Genomic DNA, 17,194 nt, shown 5'->3' with positions numbered 1-17,194 from the left:
CTATCATTGCTGTTGTTATTCCACTTTTCATTGAAAGAGAAACCACTTCAACAGATTGTGACGTTTAGAAATAAAAAGGCGGGGTAACTTACAAATAAGATCATAAGGGGAGGGAACATACATGAATAAGCGTCCAAATGCGTATGTACTTGCAGGATTAGGGGTTGGTGGTGCTGTGTTATTAGCGGTAAAAAATAAACAGCATCTCAAAAAATGGGCAAGCATGTTCCGCTCAGATGAAAAGATTCCTGAAAAAGCCGGACACCCTGATCCATTAGATATTCAAGACAACAAGATGGTCGATGAAGGGGCCATGACATCCGTCCATTATTTCAATGAAGTGAGACAATAGTTTGAAAAAACCGTTTTGACCATTCAAAACGGTTTTTTCTTGTCTTTCTTTTGACGTTATATCGAAGAGGATCGACAATCGTAAAACCGATCAGCCCTTTGTGATCAGGCGTCGAGAATTGAATTTCAATGCCCGATAAATGATAGGTTGAGAGAACTTCCTGATCCGTAAAACGTAACGAAAGCTCGTCCTCATAAACGGGTGCATGCTTCAAAACCTCGGCTTCTTCTGCAAATAGCTCCAGCCCAGCCACTCGGCCCTCTTTATCAATATCTGCATTCACACATTCATTTACGTCAAATTCAATGGTTTCTTTGATTGTTCCGATTCTAGGCGGGATGAGATCAATGTATCCGATGTCGATCGTTTGATCATATGTGATGGTTCTTTTCAAATCATTCACCTGCTTATTAGATAGTAAAATGTTCCTTTATTGTATAATATCATGTGATGAGACGAAGCAGCTCGCATTTCAGTTCAGTATTAATATATTTATCTCCCTTAGTCCTCTTGAAGTGGATCTTTTCACATAGTCTCCATTAGCCTCATTTAGAGTTAAAATCGTCCATTTTCAAAAGAATGAAACTTTTAGCTGAAGGAGGTTACCCATTTTTTGCGGTCACTGATTTTGTTATAATATTTAAATGGAATGAAACGAATGGAGGAACGTTTTTCATGTATGATGTTACCGAGTGGAAGCATGTCTTTAAACTCGATCCAAATAAAGAAATATCCGATGAACAGCTGGAGGCGATTTGTGAATCTGGTACGGATGCCATATTGATTGGCGGCAGTGACAATGTGACAGAGGACAATGTGCTCCAATTGATGTCAAAGGTCCGCCGATTTCTTGTGCCATGTGTGCTCGAAATCTCAACACATGAGATGATTGTGCCGGGCTTCGATCTGTATTTCATCCCGACCGTCTTAAACAGCTCTCATCCTGATTGGATTGTTGGGCTTCATAAGGACGCGATGAAGGAATTCGGTGATTTGATGTCAATGGAAGAGATTGTGCCTGAAGGCTATGTTATTTTAAATGAAGAGTGTAAAGCGGCCAAGCTCACAGAGGCAAATACAGCGCTGGACATCGATGACGTAAGGGCATATGCAAGAGTGGCAGAGCATTTGATGAAGCTGCCCATTTTTTATCTAGAATACAGCGGAACGCTTGGAGATATAGAGCTTGTGAAAGAAACAAAAGCAGTGCTTCATGAAACGGTCCTTTTTTATGGCGGGGGCATTGAAAACGCGAAGCAGGCAACAGACTTTGCGCAGCATGCAGACGTGGTTGTTGTAGGAAACGTCATTTATGACAATTTCAAAGAAGCATTAAAGACAGTGGGCGCAGTCAAAAAGTCATCATAGTCAAACAAGACGAAACGGGTTAAAATAGAACATAAGTTCGAATTGGCGGTGAATGGAATGAATGAAATATCGAATCATCTATTAGAAGGGCTGAATGACGCGCAGAAAGAAGCGGTCAAAGCAACAGACGGTCCCCTCCTCTTGATGGCAGGAGCAGGAAGCGGAAAGACACGGGTGCTCACACATCGAATTGCCTACTTAATGGCCGAAAAGCATGTGGCTCCGTGGAACATTTTAGCGATTACGTTTACAAATAAAGCAGCACGTGAAATGCGTGAGCGTGTACAAGCCATTTTAGGGCCTGGTGCCGATGACATTTGGATCTCTACGTTCCACAGCATGTGTGTGCGCATTTTACGACGCGATATTGACCGTATTGGTGTGAATCGCAACTTCTCTATATTAGACACATCTGATCAGCTTTCAGTCATAAAAAATATTCTGAAAGAACGAAATATCGATCCTAAAAAGTTTGATCCACGCAGCATTTTAGGTTCAATCAGCAGTGCAAAAAACGAACTCATAGACGCAGAGGAATACGCCAAAACAGCTGGTGATTTCTATGATCAAGTGGTCAGCGACGTCTATACAGATTATCAAAAACGGTTACTCAAAAACCAATCACTCGATTTTGATGATTTAATTATGATGACGATTCGTCTGTTTGAGCGCATCCCTGAAGTATTAGAACACTATCAGCGGAAATTCCAATACATTCATGTCGATGAGTATCAGGATACGAACAGAGCGCAGTACATGCTTGTGAAACTGCTCGCTCAGCGTTTTCAAAATATATGTGTTGTCGGTGACTCGGATCAGTCCATTTACCGCTGGCGCGGAGCGGATATTACAAACATTCTCTCCTTTGAAAAAGATTATCCGTCCAGTGAAGTGATTCTGCTTGAGCAAAATTACAGATCGACTAAACGTATTCTAAATGCCGCAAACACGGTGATCCAAAACAATTCAAACCGTAAGCCGAAAAATCTTTGGACAGAAAATGATGAAGGAGCGAAGATTGCCTATTACCGTGCAGATAATGAATTCGGTGAAGGTCAATTTGTTGCTGGAAAGATTCATCAGCTTCATCAGAGCGGTAAGCGTAAATTATCCGATTTTGCGATTCTTTATCGAACCAATGCCCAGTCTCGTGTCATAGAGGAAACATTATTGAAGTCAAACATTCAATACAACATTGTCGGCGGCACGAAGTTCTATGACAGGAAAGAGATCAAGGACATTTTGGCATACTTACGCCTAGTAGCTAACCCAGATGACGACATTAGCTTTGCACGTATTGTCAACGTACCAAAGCGTGGAATCGGTGCGACATCTGTTGATAAAATCGCAGCATATGCGGAGATGAATGACCTGTCTATGTTTGAAGCGCTTGGTCAGGTAGATTTCATTGGACTCAGTGCAAGGGCAGCCAATGCGCTTGATGAGTTCAAACAGCTCATTGATCAAATGACGAACATGCAGGATTATTTATCTGTCACAGAATTAACAGAAGAAATCCTAGAGAAAACAGGCTATCGTGAAGCACTGAAGGTTGAAAAAACGATTGAAGCACAAAGCCGTCTAGAAAATATTGACGAGTTTCTCTCCGTGACTAAGAACTTTGAAGAACAAAATGAAGACAAGTCTCTCGTGACTTTCCTGACAGATCTCGCCCTCGTCGCAGACATTGATAAGCTGGATGAGAATGAGGAAGAAGATCAGGATGCCGTCATCTTAATGACTCTTCATGCTGCAAAAGGTCTAGAATTCCCTGTTGTTTTCTTAATGGGCATGGAGGAAGGTGTTTTCCCGCACAGCCGTTCATTAATGGAAGATGCAGAGATGGAAGAAGAGCGCCGCCTTGCCTATGTAGGCATCACACGGGCGGAAGAAGAGCTCTATTTATCAAGTGCCAAGATGAGAACACTCTTCGGCCGGACAAACATGAACCTTGAATCAAGATTCATTCGAGAAATACCAGCTGATTTATTGGACAACCTAAATGAGAAGAAAGAAACGAAAACACCGTTTGGCCAAACAAGAGAAAGACCGCAAAGACGGGGACCTGTCTCACGTCCGCAAACTCAAACCATTCAAAACACAGGCGGCGGAAGTATTGGCTGGGCTGTGGGTGATAAAGCGGCTCATAAAAAATGGGGCGTTGGAACGGTTGTGAGTGTAAAAGGCAGTGGAGACAGCACAGAGCTTGATATTGCCTTCCCAAGCCCTACAGGCATTAAGCGTCTTCTCGCAGCATTTGCGCCAATTGAGAAGCAATAAACCGATAGCACTTATAAAACGGATGAATTGAAAGGAAGAAGCAGATGGATAAAGAAGCAGCGAAACGCCGGATCGAGGAACTGCACCAGATTTTGAACCAATACAACTACGAATATCATACACTTGATCGTCCAAGTGTTCCTGACGCTGAATATGATGCGCGGATGCGTGAGCTGATCTCTTTAGAGGAAGAGCACCCTGATTTAAAAGCAGCGGACTCCCCTTCACAAAGAGTAGGAGGCGCTGTGTTAGACGCCTTCCAAAAAGTGCGTCACGGCACACCGATGCTCAGCCTCGGGAATGCGTTTAATGAACAGGACCTTCTTGATTTTGACCGACGGGTTCGTCAAGCAGTTGGTGACGATGTCGCATACAATGTCGAGCTGAAAATTGACGGACTCGCTGTTTCTCTCCGTTATGAAAACGGTGTGTTTGTCCGAGGTGCCACGCGTGGAGATGGGACAACGGGTGAGGATATTACTGAAAACCTCAAAACCATTCGTTCCATCCCGCTCAAAATCAAACGTCCTCTGTCGATTGAAGTGAGAGGCGAGGCATTTATGCCAAAACCTTCTTTTGAAGCATTAAATGAAAAAAGATTACAAAACGAAGAAGAGCCGTTTGCGAACCCGCGTAATGCGGCTGCAGGCTCGCTTCGTCAGCTTGATACGAAAATTGCGGCGAAACGAAACCTTGATATCTTCGTCTACAGTATAGCGGAGCTTGATGAAATCGGTGTTGAATCGCAAAGCGAGGGACTTGATCTTCTCGACGAACTTGGCTTTAAAACGAACAAAGAAAGACGGATGTGCCACACGATTGAAGAAGTGATCGACCTCATTGAAACATTGAAAACGAAGCGTGCCGATTTTTCATATGAAATCGATGGAATTGTGATCAAAGTCGATTCGTTAGCTCAGCAGGAAGAGCTCGGCTTTACAGCAAAAAGTCCCCGCTGGGCTGTTGCGTACAAGTTTCCGGCTGAAGAGGTCGTGACAAAGCTGCTTGATATTGAACTAAGTGTAGGACGTACAGGCGTCATCACACCAACGGCGATTCTTGAACCTGTCAAAGTAGCAGGGACGACAGTGCAGCGTGCTTCTCTTCATAATGAAGATTTGATCAAAGAAAAGGATATTCGCCTTTTTGATCAAGTGATTGTGAAAAAAGCGGGCGATATTATTCCGGAAGTCGCAGGCGTACTGATCGATCAGCGTACAGGAGAAGAAAAGCCGTTTCACATGCCGACTGAATGCCCAGAGTGTCATAGTGAGCTGGTGAGAATTGAAGGCGAAGTGGCTTTGCGTTGCATCAATCCAGAATGCCCTGCTCAAATACGTGAGGGACTCATTCACTTTGTTTCCCGTAATGCAATGAACATTGATGGGCTTGGCGAGCGGGTCATTACACAGCTTTTCCAAGAACAGCTTGTGTCTCGTGTGTCCGATCTTTACCGATTAACGAAAGAAGAGCTCATTCAGCTTGAGCGAATGGGCGAAAAATCTGTCGACAATTTACTGCGTTCGATTGAGCAATCGAAAGAAAACTCTCTAGAGCGTTTACTATTTGGACTCGGTATTCGATTTATTGGCTCTAAAGCGGCAAAGACCTTGGCGATGCATTTCGGCGACATCGATCAATTAAAGCAAGCGACGAAAGAACAATTACTCGAAGTCGACGAAATCGGTGAAAAAATGGCTGATGCCGTCGTCACGTACTTTGAGAAAGAAGAAATTCTCAACCTGCTAAATGAACTAAAAGAGCTTGGGGTCAATATGACCTATACAGGACCAAAGCCGGTGAAGGTTGAAGAAAGTGATTCCTATTTTGCAGGCAAAACCATTGTACTGACAGGGAAATTAGAAGAAATGGCCCGAAACGATGCAAAAGCAGCGATCGAAGCATTAGGCGGCAAACTGGCAGGTAGTGTGAGTAAAAAAACAGATTTAGTCATTGCCGGAGAAGCAGCGGGAAGTAAGCTGACAAAGGCAGAAGAACTCAATATTGAAATTTGGGACGAAGCTAAAATGCTCGAGGAGCTAAAGAAATAAGAGGAGTGTTTTCTATTGAAAAAGTTGTTATTGCTGCTGACAATGCTCACACTGGTATTGTCAGCGTGTGCACCTTTTGGGGGAAAGGAAGAGGAAGAGGTTACACAAAAAACGGATGAAACGAAGGAAACAGCCATCATCCCGATGTACAATATCTCTGACTCCTATTACAAAATGGTGCTGCCGTTTAAACAAGGGGCTGCGCGAGGATTAACAGCAGAGCGTCTCAACACACGCCTGGACATCGATGAATTTGAAACAGGACTTATGCGCCTTGCAACAGAGTCATTTAATACAAACGACTATCTTTTCCAAGAAGGACAGCATTTAGATGAGGACACCGTTCTCAGCTGGCTGTCGCGCAAAAAAACAGGCAGTGATCTGAAAAAGGCAGAAAAAGAAGATAAAGACTTTAAGAATCTCGGCTTAAACCCAGCTCTTCCAAACTCAGGTTCAACAAAGTCTAAAAATGAAAATAGTCCAATTTACTTAGCTTCGATGCTAGAACATAATTACTTAATTCGAAAAGATAAAAACAGCTTACAGCTTGGCGGAGTTGTCATTGGTCTTGCACTGAACTCTGTTTATTATTACCGTGAAAATATCGGTGATCCGCAGCAAGAGGTGACGATCGATTCATCGAAAAGTTCAAAGAAACTTTTGGCAGAAGGTGAAAAAATCGCTGAACAAGTGATCAAACGAATTCGTCAAATGGATGGACTGCAAAAAGTGCCTGTCATGATTGCACTTTATAAGCAAGCACCAAAATCATCTATCGTTCCAGGAAACTTTATCGCCAAAACGGATGTGAAAGCAGGCTCAGCTGATATCGGCAATTGGGATACGATCAAAGAGGAGAATGTCTTCTTCCCTTCAGATAATGCGAAAGGCAACTACAAAGATGATTCCGAGCGATTTGACCGCTTCAAAACAAAAGTCGAAGACTACTTCCCGAATTACACTGGTGTCGTAGGAAAAGGCTTTTACAAAAACGGCAACCTGCAAAAAATGAAAGTCGAAATTCCAATGCAGTTCTATGGAAAAACGGAAGTTGTAGCCTTCACGCAATATTTAACAGGTGAAGTCATGGATTACTATAAGAGTACCAATATCGAAATTAACATCACATCTTCTGATCAACAAGAAGCCCTGATCACGAAAAATGCTGAAGACAAAGAACCAACTGTTCATATATATGACTAAATAAAAACCGCCTATTGGCGGTTTTTTAAATTAGGTAAAATGTATCAAGTTATGAAAATATTGTTATAAAAAGTAGAAGTGTAGAAAATAATGTATTATTATGGGTGATAATGAAGAGAAAATGGAGATCAATATGAAAAACAAATCATTTTACTTTTTATTAGGGGGACAATCCCTAGCTAATTTTGGGGATTCGCTATATGTCCTCGTTCTGACCATCCTGACATATCAATTAACAAATTCTACACTGATTGCTTCAATGGTGGCTGTTTCGCAGTTTGTTGGACAAGCCCTTGGAGCGGTACTCATTCCTTTCTTTATGTATCAATTTAAGCTGAAAAGACTCATTATCTATTTGCAAATGTGTCAAATTGCTTTCTTCGGTTGCTTGATTTTCATTTATATTCTACAACTATCAACTTTTACTATTCCTTTCTTTTTTATCATTGTATTTTTCCTGTCTTTGATAGATGGAGGAACCATTCCTGTTCGAAATTCGATGATCCCGCGTTTAGTAGAAAAGAACTTTTTACTAAAAGCCAATAGTTATATCTTAACTTCTGATCAAATTGTTCTTTTACTAGGCTGGCTTTTAGGAGGGCTGTTTATTGGTATTCTTGGACCGCAGTTTCTCCTATTGACGACACTTGTTTTATACAGTTTGTCGCTCATATCTATGCTCTTTATGATTGATACTGGGGCTGCAGCTAAACAAGAGCAACAGTCTGAATCATTTGCTACAAGGGTCTTTTCAGGGTGGAAGCTCATGTATGAAAAGCCAACTATTCGAACATTAACGGTTTTAGAAATGCTATCCATGAGCGGTAGAAGTATCTGGACTGGAGCCATTATCCTTGTGTATGTCACAGAAGTCTTACACCAGCCTGAAACATGGTGGGGATTTATTAACGCAAGCTATTTTGGCGGAACCATTCTAGGCGGCCTGCTCGTGCTGCGGTTCGCAAAGCATGTGGAACAGCGTTTGTTTGATCACATTTTTTACAGTTCGGTGATCGTAGCTGTGCTAACCCTTTGCTTAGGATTGAATCATTCAGCATGGATGAGTTTGTTGTTTGTCTTTTTATTAGGGCCAGCTTTTCAGCTTCGCAGCATTTCTATTCGTACCTATGTACAAGATACACTGAGTGAAATTGAATTGCCCAAAATACTGTCAGCTCAACATACACTATCAACTTTTATATACGGAATGTCCATCCTTGTTATGAGCACCATGACCGATCTCTTTGGGGCAAGAGTCGTCTTTTTTATAAACGTTGCTCTGTTTACTGTGTCGGCTTTCCTAGCGTCTAGATTAAAAAATGAACAAATTTAGACATTTTATCTCAATTATTTACAAAAATACCGTTATATGATTTAATATGTTCGTAGAAATGTTAACTATATGAAAAGTAGAGGTGGCGTAATTGACTAGTAGTTTAGTATATTGGCCATTAACACATCCGCAGCGGCGCGTGATGAACATGGAAACATTTTATCCAGAAACACCGATCAATCATATTGGCGGTATCATTTTCGTCAATGGGCCGTTGCAGCTTGATAAACTGAAGCAGGCCATTGCATCTTGTATCATGATGACAGAATCTCTTCGTCTCAAGCTAGTAGAGAAAGATGGTGAGACGCTTCAATACGTTGATCCAAACGCCGATAATCCAATTCCTGCCTATGAGTTTTCCACACATGAAGACATGCTAGAATGGGCCGAAAAAGCCTTCAAAACACCATTTCAATTAACAGAAACCCCTCTCGCCGAATTTGCTGTATTAAAAGTCGGTGAACAACAATCCGGTTATTTCATCAAATGCCATCATACAGTAGCAGATGGATGGTCGATGAAAGTAATCATCGATAAAATTAGCCAGCTTTACACTGCTCTTACCCAAAGCTCCTCTATCGAACAAGAAGCAGACAATCATTCTGTATTTATTGATAAAGAATCAAAATATATGAACTCCCCAAGATTTAAAAAAGATCAGCAATTTTGGAAAGAAACATTATCTGATGTGTCTGATAGTTATTTGGTACAGGGAACTGACCAAATCAAAGGCCATCGGCACAGCCATTACCTTGATCGACAACTCTCAGAACGAATCTATGAATTTATAGATACCCATCATTGTTCAATCAACTCTTTATTTACTTTAGGACTCTTCGTTTACTTGCATAAAAGATACCAGCAAAAAGATTTTATTATTGGGACGCCAGTTCTCAATCGTTCCGGACAAAAGGAAAAAGCCACGTCCGGTATGACCGTCAGTACAATGCCATATCGAATGAAGATCGATCCTCATCTATCTTTGTTAGAAAGTCTGACAGACGTTCAAAAAAGCTATAAGGCTTACTTTCTGCATCAGCGTTATCCTTATGATGCACTTGTCAAAGATTTAGAGCTTGCCAAAGCAGGATATGATCAGCTTTTTCAAATCTATATCAACTCCTACAGCACAAATATGGTGCAGGAGATGGAAGGATACAAAGTTGAATACATAGAGCTTTACAATGGCTTCCAGCCATATGGCTTACAAGTTGCTGTGAAAGAATGGGATGAAAAAGGGCAAATCGAACTTCAATATGACTACAAGATCTCAGATTACAGCAATGAAGACATCGACTTTCTACACGAAAGAATGCTTCTCTTTGTCGAAACCATACTCGCTCAGCCAAAGCAGCTGTTAAAAGACGTACTTCTCATGACAGAAGACGAGGAACATCGAGAGCTATATCAATGGAACGACACGGGCGTACTATTTCCACAGAAACAAAAAATCCATGAATTGATCACAGACATGTCAAAGTCTTCTCCTGATCGAATCGCGCTTCAGGACGGATCTCATATCATGACATACGGTGAACTTGAGAGAAAAACCAATCAAATGGCGCGTTTTCTACAAACACATGGCTTACAGAGACATGACTTTGTTGCAGTATGTATGAATCATTCACCAGAACTTATTGTGCTGCTGCTGGGGATTTTAAAGGCTGGAGGTGCATATGTTCCGATTGATCCTGAGTATCCGCAGGAACGCATTCAGTTTATTTTGGATGACAGCCAGGCAAAACTGTTTTTCACAGATCACGCATCTGCATACCATTTTAATGGCGGTACGTACAATATCTACAACGTGTGGGATCAGTTGGCTCAGTATGATGCGGAACATCCATTCATTGGGGATGCTGAAGACGTCGCATATATGATTTATACGTCTGGCTCTACAGGACAGCCAAAGGGAGTCATGATTGAGCACAGAAGCTTAGTAAACTATATTATGTCTGCCAAAACACATTATACTGATTCACCAGATGATCATTTTGCCTTGTATTCATCCATTGCATTTGATTTAACTGTGACATCCATTTATACGCCATTGGTCATTGGCAGTACAGTGGTGATCTATCGTCAAGAGGATCAGCCAGGCTTTTTATTAGAACATATTTTGTTTGATCAAAAAGCAAAAGTCATCAAGCTGACACCAGCTCATATGGCACTGTTAACAGATGCTGCACTTTCTCAATCAGTTGTGAAACGGATGATTGTGGGCGGGGAACAATTATCGACCGCTTTGGCCAAAAGAATCACAGAGGCAAGTGATGGAAGGATATCCATCTTTAATGAATATGGACCAACTGAAGCAACCGTCGGCTGTATGATTCATCAATTCCATCAAGATGATGGGGGGACATCGGTGTCAATTGGTGTGCCAATGCCAAATACAGAGATTTACCTTTTAGATGAGAATCAGCAAGCCGTGCTTCCTGGGACAGTAGGAGAAATCTATATTTCAGGTGCGGGTGTTGGCAGAGGGTATTGGCAAAGACCTGATTTGCAAGAATCGCGCTTTCTGCCCAATCCATTTGTAAACGATCGCCGCATGTATCGAACAGGTGATATAGCCAAACGAGCAAATGATGGAAAGATTGATTACATTGGCAGGATTGATCATCAAATCAAGCTGCGAGGCTACCGGATTGAGCTGGGAGAAATTGAACTTGCACTTATGGCACTTGAAGAAGTTGATAAAGCAGCTGTCATTGATCTAACCGATGAATCTGGAGAAAAACAGCTGGCTGCTTATATTGAATTGAAAGAAAAAGAGCTGACGTCCTTTTTACTTAGAAAGAAATTATCAGATCAGCTTCCAGCTTATATGGTACCTGCCTATTTTGTTTTACTAGATGAGCTTCCGCTTACTCAAAATGGGAAAATCAATCGGACAGCACTGCCTGATCCATTGTTGTCTCAAGTGGAAACAGCCGTTGAATGGTCCAAGGAAACAGCGGACATTGAAGAGATCATAGTAGATACAGCAAAAGACATCTTAGGGCATGAAACGATCGAACCGGCTGATCATTTTTATCAGCTTGGCGGTGACTCCATTAAGGCGATTCAATTTATTGCGAAGTTAAAAGACAAAGGACTCTATTTAAAAACCAAAGATCTTTTTACGTATCCCATTTTTAGAGAAATGGCACAAGTCGTTCAGCAGGAACCTGTCTTACATATTTCACAAGAGCAGGCTGCGGGCGATGTGAAATCGATCCCAATTATCGAATGGTTCTGGTCCCAGCGATTAAAAGATGAACATTTTTGGCATCAATCCATCATTGTTCATTCAAAGAAAAAGATGGATGAAAAAATCGTGCAGGATGCTTTCAAAGAGCTCGTCATTCATCACGACGGACTAAGGTTAAAAGTACATGAGGCAACAAACACGCTTCATTATGATGAAGACATTCAGGGTATTCCGCTGATGATCCACGATTTTACGGCATTGTCAGAAGAGAATGTGGAAGAAGCGCTACAAGAAGTAGGGTGTCAGGTCAAGCAAAGAACTCATCTTTATCAAGGACCATTGATTCAGGCAGCGCTTTGTCAAACTGCTTTTCAATCACATCTCATTTTTGCCGCCCATCATCTTTTAGCTGATGGTATGTCATGGCAAATTCTTGTGGAGGACTTGATTCAATTATTGCATGCAAAGAAGGTCACAGCTGAAGTGCTTCCGCCTAAAACCCATTCCTATCAAACATTTACAGAGCGGGTGAACGAGTATGCAGTATCAGAGGAGGTAAAAGAGTCGCTCAGCTATTGGCAAAAAGCGGTGCAGGATATTCAGCCTCTGTATCCAGTTTCTTCAAATGAGGGATATGTCAGAGACGAAGTCAAATTAACCAAGGCATTATCAGTGGAGCTCACGGATCAATTGATCAATCAAGCGAATAAAGCGTATCAAACGCAGCCTCACGAACTGTTAATTTCAGCCTTAACGCAAGCCTGTTATCAGCAAACGAATCAAAAGAGGATTTCTTTGGAATTAGAAGGTCATGGCAGGGATGCTGTGGAGGAAGATATTGATGTATCTAGAACGTTCGGCTGGTTCACCACCATGTACCCTGTGAATGTTCATGTGTCTGAATCTCTCTCAGATCACATACGGGCTGTCAAAGAAACGATACGTGAAGTGCCAAATAAAGGTGCAGACTATGGGCTGCTCTCACTCATCAATAGGCAGCTTCCTAATCATTCAGCGCCGCAATTACGCTTTAACTATCTAGGTGAAATTGATCAGGTGCTGAAACAATCATCTGATTATGAGATGTCTTACTTTACATCGGGGATTGATTCGTCATTGGATAATCCATTAACAACCGTCATCGATATGGTCGCTACCATCAAAGGCGGTCAGCTGATCTTCCATCTTTCTTTCAGCGAAAAACAGCTGCGTGAAACAGACATGACGCAGCTATTGCAAGCGGTAGAGCAGCAAATTGAGCGTTTGGTACAGCATTGCTTAGAGAAAGAAGGAATCGAATTTACACCGTCTGATTTTGAAACAGTGGATATGTCTCTTGAAGAAATGGATTCATTATTTACATGAGGAAAAATCAGTATGTTATCTATCTTTCATTTTTATTAGCGATCTTATGGATAAGCAGCTTTGCGGGGGGGACACATGCAAAAGCAGTGATTACACCTAAAGCCATTGATCAAGTGATAGAGGAACAGATGAAGCTTGGGCGCATTCCAGGCATGTCCGTTGTGGTTGTGAAAAAGGACGAAGTGGTGTACCAAAAAGGCTTTGGTTATGCGGATCGAAAGAAAAAGGAGCAAGTGACAGCCAGCACTTTCTTTGAAATTGGTTCTACATCAAAGGCGTTTACCGCCCTTGCTATTGTGGAGTTAGAGAAGCAAGGAAAACTTCATTTCAAAGATCCGGTGAGCAGCTATATTCCAGGTTTTTTTCCGACATACAATGGAAAGCCTCAGCGTTTGACGGTGGAGCAATTAATGCATCACACAAGCGGCATTCCCTTTCAAACCATTGCGCTTATCCAGCCTGATCATGCAAAGGATGCATTGAAAAAAACAGTTGATCAGCTGAAATCAATCGAGCTTAATCGTAAGCCAGGCAGCTCCTTTGAATATGCCACCATCAACTATGATGTCCTTGGTCTCATCATTGAAAATGTAACAGGAACGTCGTATGAGGCTTATATGAAAGAACTGTTTAAAAGGCATCATCTTGACCAAACGGAGGCTGGGCTAAAACGCATGAAGTCCGGTGTTGTCTCAGAAGGATTTAAACTGCAATTCCTTGCTCCGCATGCTTATGAAGCACCAGAATATCGAGGCAACACCCCTGCAGGCTATATTGTGATGAATAGTCAGGATGTGGGGACTTGGCTGCAATATCAATTGACCGATTCAACTTGGTCTCGTTTTGTAAAAAATCCTGATCATTTAACTGTGAATGTCCCAGAAGAAGGGAAGCATGTCTATTACAATGCCGGCTGGTATATAGAAAAGGCGCATGGGCAGGTGGACTCGCTTTTTCATGCAGGCTCTAACCCAAACTATTCATCATTTTTTCTGATCCAGCCAAAAGAAGATATTGCTATCGGAGTGTTAGCAAATATGAATAGCAGCTACACCGAGCAAACGGCACGTCTTATTGCCAATACGATCGCGGGTACAAATGAAGAAGCAGAGTCATCAATAGATCCATTTCAGCTCATTGATCAATTGAGTTTAGCAGCGACATGTCTTTTTATTTTGCTGCAAATGGTGTCTATCGTTCGTTTTATCAAGTGGAAAAAGCGTGTAAGAAACGGCGCTTTAGTTCGCAGGGACATGTCACTTGGCGTCTGGCTGAAAAGCATCGGCTGGGTGCTGCTGCTAATTGGGATATTGCTCCTGCCAATGATTCTTTCGCAACTAGCCTTTAATGGGCTGCCTTGGAAAATGACTTTTGTATGGGGACCTTCCTCTCTCATTGAATTAGCGATTTCTTATTATTTGTTTTTCATTTGGTTTTGTACGATTGGTTTCATCAAAGGATTTATGGTGACATCTACTGCTGGAAAGAGAGGAAAAAAAGATGACCGTCAAACAGATTTCGGGCATTCATCCTTATAATGATTTGTTTTATCGAAGCTGTTTCTTCAATTGCTTTTTTCCAATTGTGAAGCTGCATGATCAAGAAGTCGCTCCATACTTATTAAATGATCAATTTGCCTATGGGCTTTCAGAGGACGGCTTGCTGCAGATTGACTGGATGTCGGCACACGATCCAGAAAAGATTATGAATTTACAAGGCATTCAAGTTGAAAAAATGACGTATTGTGTCAATCTCATTGAAAAGGTCAAACAAGATGTGATGCGGGACCGCCCCGTCATTGTTTGGGTAGACCCTTACGTTCAGAGAGGCAGAAAAGAGTATTTGACAACCCATAGCCGTCATTCAATTTTAATTAAGGGTTTCGATGAAAATCAGCAAACCTTTCAAGTATTAGAGAATCGGCATTTAGATAATTTGTCTTATGAGCATCAAGTGCTGTCATTTAAAGATGTACAGAAAGGGTATGACACCTTTCATGATCATTTTCAACCGAATGATCAATTTCATTCCTATGCGTCCTTCTACTTTGATCCGGACAAGCTCTCGACTGAATTATTTGATCAAAAAACGACTTATTTCCTGAGAAATATGCATGGTCAGATAGACGTAATCGAAAAAGGAATCACAGCTCTTGAAACATTTTATGAGCAGTATCCGCAATTGGATGATATCGAGAAGCTCGTGGCGTCGTTCAATCAGATCATCAATACGAAGAAAGTGGAGCTGTATCGGCTGAATCTCATCAAAGGCGATCTACCTGAGCTGGTGGGATGGATGGAACGTATTGTATCAGAATGGGAGAAAGCGAGGCATCAGGCAGCAAAACTCCTTTTTTCAGGTGAGATGTCTAGTAGGTACCAAGCCAATATCAAAGCTTCTTTAGAACAAATCATCGTTGATGAAAAAGACTGGCTGGAAGCGTTGGCAATCAAATGCAAAAGGGAGTGTGGCGTGTCGTGAAGTTATTTTGCTTACCGTACGCAGGTGGGGCAAGTACCGTATTCAGTACGTGGAAATCTTATATAGACCAGTCGATAGAAATTCATGCCCTTGAACTCCCTGGGCACGGGACAAGAATGACAGAGCCTGTTCTAACCGATTTACAGCAGGTCGCAGATGATCTTTATGTACAGGCGTCCTCCTCTTTAAAAGAAGGAGAGCCCTATGCCATTTTCGGTCATAGCATGGGAGCCGTCCTTGCGTATGAATTACAAAAAAGAATGAAAACAAGGTTAAACAAAGAGCCTGTCCATGTCTTTTATTCTGGGCGCTTTCCACCACATATTCCAGAAAAGAAAGTCTATCATCAACTGTCAGATTCCAAACTAAAAGAGGCGATCATTGCGATGGGAGGCGTTCCTGAGGAACTTGCCGATAACCATGCAGTGCTTGATTTCTTTCTGCCGATTTTAAGAGCAGACTTTCAGCTTTTGGAGACCTATCTGTGTGATGAAGTCGTTCCAGCTGCTTGTCCAATTTCTATTTTTTATGGTACACGTGATTTGCCTTCTGTGCTGTTCGATTTAGACGATTGGGATCAATATACAAGCGAAGATTGTGCGTTTTTTGAATTCGATGGAGATCACTTTTTTATTCATTCATTAACAAATGAAGTCGTAGAAAAAATCAATGTCATTTTAAAGCGAATTGGAGTGTTGGAGAAATGAACACGAAGCACGTAGGTGTGATTGGAGCAGGTGTGATGGGGGCTGATATGGCATTAGACCTTTCAGCAAATGGCTATCAAGTCACATTAGTTGATGTCACAGAAGAAAAACTAAATGAAGCGCTGGAAAAAATCAAGAAGACCTATCAACTGGTTCAATTTGTGAGAAAGAAGAAAATCTCATTGTCTTTAGAAGATGTATTGTCTCAAATCCAGCTGTCAACTTCACTTGAAGGCTTACATGACGCGCATATCGTCATTGAAAATGTGACGGAAGATTGGGAGATTAAAAAAACCATTTATGAAGAGCTGCGAGATATTTGTGCGAAAGAAACCATCTATTTTGTAAACACGAGCTGTATTTCGATTACAAAGGTAGGGTCCCTTATGCATCACCCTGAGAAGGTCATTGGGGCGCACTTTATGAACCCTGTTCCTCTTAAAGCGTTGGTTGAAGTGATTAGAGGAAAAGCAACTTCTGATGACACAGTTGAAACCGCAAAAGGTTTCTTGAAATCGTTTGATAAAACACCTGTTGTGGTGCATGATTTTCCGGGATTTGTTTCCAACCGTGTGCTTATGCTGACAATCAACGAAGCGATTTGGGCGGTGCAAGATCAAGTCGCCACACCAGCGGATGTCGATAAAATTTTCCGCGGAGGTTTCGGCCATAAAATGGGACCACTTGCGACAGGGGACTTAATTGGACTTGATACGATTTTGAATTCATTGCTTGTTTTATACGAGAGCTACAAAGATCCGAAGTTCCGTCCATGTCCTCTACTTGTCAAAATGGTCGACGCAGGCGAGTACGGCAAAAAATCAGGTAAAGGCTTTTTCCAATATGACATGTGAGAGG

At 41.8% G+C, this 17,194-nt stretch carries 12 protein-coding genes and 2 pseudogenes; 13 read left to right on the top strand and 1 reads right to left on the bottom strand.

What is annotated here, in order from left to right; translation table 11 throughout:
- Positions 1-121: 121 nt before the first annotated feature.
- Positions 122-352, top strand: coding sequence for a hypothetical protein (locus C6Y06_RS16080; RefSeq protein ID WP_003214314.1), 231 nt, complete (start codon positions 122-124; stop codon positions 350-352).
- Here C6Y06_RS16080 and C6Y06_RS16075 read toward each other — a convergent pair.
- Entirely contained in the window at positions 333-755 is a 423-nt protein-coding gene (locus C6Y06_RS16075; protein WP_223251465.1) for a DUF2283 domain-containing protein, read from the bottom strand. The two genes, C6Y06_RS16080 and C6Y06_RS16075, sit on opposite strands and share 20 nt — an antisense overlap.
- 272 nt (positions 756-1,027) lie before the next feature.
- Here C6Y06_RS16075 and pcrB point away from each other — a divergent pair, with 272 nt between their 5' ends.
- The 12 genes and pseudogenes from pcrB (at position 1,028) to C6Y06_RS16025 (ending at position 17,190) form a co-directional block, all read left to right on the top strand.
- Complete coding sequence (gene pcrB / locus C6Y06_RS16070) at positions 1,028-1,720, top strand: heptaprenylglyceryl phosphate synthase (protein WP_060595697.1); 693 nt, start codon at positions 1,028-1,030, stop codon at positions 1,718-1,720.
- A 57-nt stretch (positions 1,721-1,777) separates the two neighbouring features.
- Complete coding sequence (gene pcrA, locus C6Y06_RS16065; protein WP_060595698.1) at positions 1,778-4,000, top strand: DNA helicase PcrA; 2,223 nt, start codon at positions 1,778-1,780, stop codon at positions 3,998-4,000.
- Between the two features lie 44 nt (positions 4,001-4,044).
- Positions 4,045-6,051 carry an NAD-dependent DNA ligase LigA gene (gene ligA, locus C6Y06_RS16060; protein WP_066031212.1) on the top strand — a complete coding sequence of 669 codons (2,007 nt, stop codon included), beginning with the start codon at positions 4,045-4,047 and terminating at the stop codon, positions 6,049-6,051.
- 15 nt (positions 6,052-6,066) lie between these two features.
- Positions 6,067-7,254, top strand: a complete 1,188-nt coding sequence (locus C6Y06_RS16055) for a CamS family sex pheromone protein (protein WP_060595700.1) — start codon at positions 6,067-6,069, stop codon at positions 7,252-7,254.
- Positions 7,255-7,387: 133 nt separating this feature from the next.
- Positions 7,388-8,587, top strand: a complete 1,200-nt coding sequence (locus C6Y06_RS16050) for an MFS transporter (protein WP_060595701.1) — start codon at positions 7,388-7,390, stop codon at positions 8,585-8,587.
- Positions 8,588-8,678: 91 nt separating this feature from the next.
- Positions 8,679-9,968: pseudogene (locus C6Y06_RS20650) on the top strand (condensation domain-containing protein); the annotation flags it as partial.
- Positions 9,963-11,240: pseudogene (locus C6Y06_RS20645) on the top strand (non-ribosomal peptide synthetase); the annotation flags it as partial. The pseudogenes C6Y06_RS20650 and C6Y06_RS20645, both read left to right, overlap by 6 nt.
- A complete protein-coding gene (locus C6Y06_RS20640) occupies positions 11,217-13,148 on the top strand; it encodes a condensation domain-containing protein (protein ID WP_411265988.1) in 1,932 nt (643 codons plus the stop codon). The pseudogene C6Y06_RS20645 and the gene C6Y06_RS20640, both read left to right, overlap by 24 nt.
- Positions 13,145-14,686 (top strand): serine hydrolase domain-containing protein, encoded by a 1,542-nt coding sequence (locus tag C6Y06_RS16040; RefSeq protein WP_106037211.1) that lies wholly within the window; start codon positions 13,145-13,147, stop codon positions 14,684-14,686. The genes C6Y06_RS20640 and C6Y06_RS16040 overlap by 4 nt, the downstream gene beginning before the upstream one ends.
- Complete coding sequence (locus C6Y06_RS16035; RefSeq protein ID WP_106037210.1) at positions 14,649-15,629, top strand: C39 family peptidase; 981 nt, start codon at positions 14,649-14,651, stop codon at positions 15,627-15,629. The genes C6Y06_RS16040 and C6Y06_RS16035 overlap by 38 nt, the downstream gene beginning before the upstream one ends.
- Positions 15,626-16,336 (top strand): thioesterase II family protein, encoded by a 711-nt coding sequence (locus C6Y06_RS16030; protein ID WP_034664703.1) that lies wholly within the window; start codon positions 15,626-15,628, stop codon positions 16,334-16,336. Before C6Y06_RS16035 ends, C6Y06_RS16030 begins: the two co-directional genes overlap by 4 nt.
- Positions 16,333-17,190 carry a 3-hydroxyacyl-CoA dehydrogenase family protein gene (locus tag C6Y06_RS16025; RefSeq protein WP_106037209.1) on the top strand — a complete coding sequence of 286 codons (858 nt, stop codon included), beginning with the start codon at positions 16,333-16,335 and terminating at the stop codon, positions 17,188-17,190. The genes C6Y06_RS16030 and C6Y06_RS16025 overlap by 4 nt, the downstream gene beginning before the upstream one ends.
- Positions 17,191-17,194: the final 4 nt, after the last annotated feature.

This window comes from Bacillus sp. MZGC1 (assembly GCF_002998605.1).
Lineage (GTDB): Bacteria > Bacillota > Bacilli > Bacillales > Bacillaceae > Bacillus.
The sequence above is the reverse complement of the archived record's forward strand: the minus strand, read 5'-3'. Positions and strand labels throughout refer to the sequence as shown.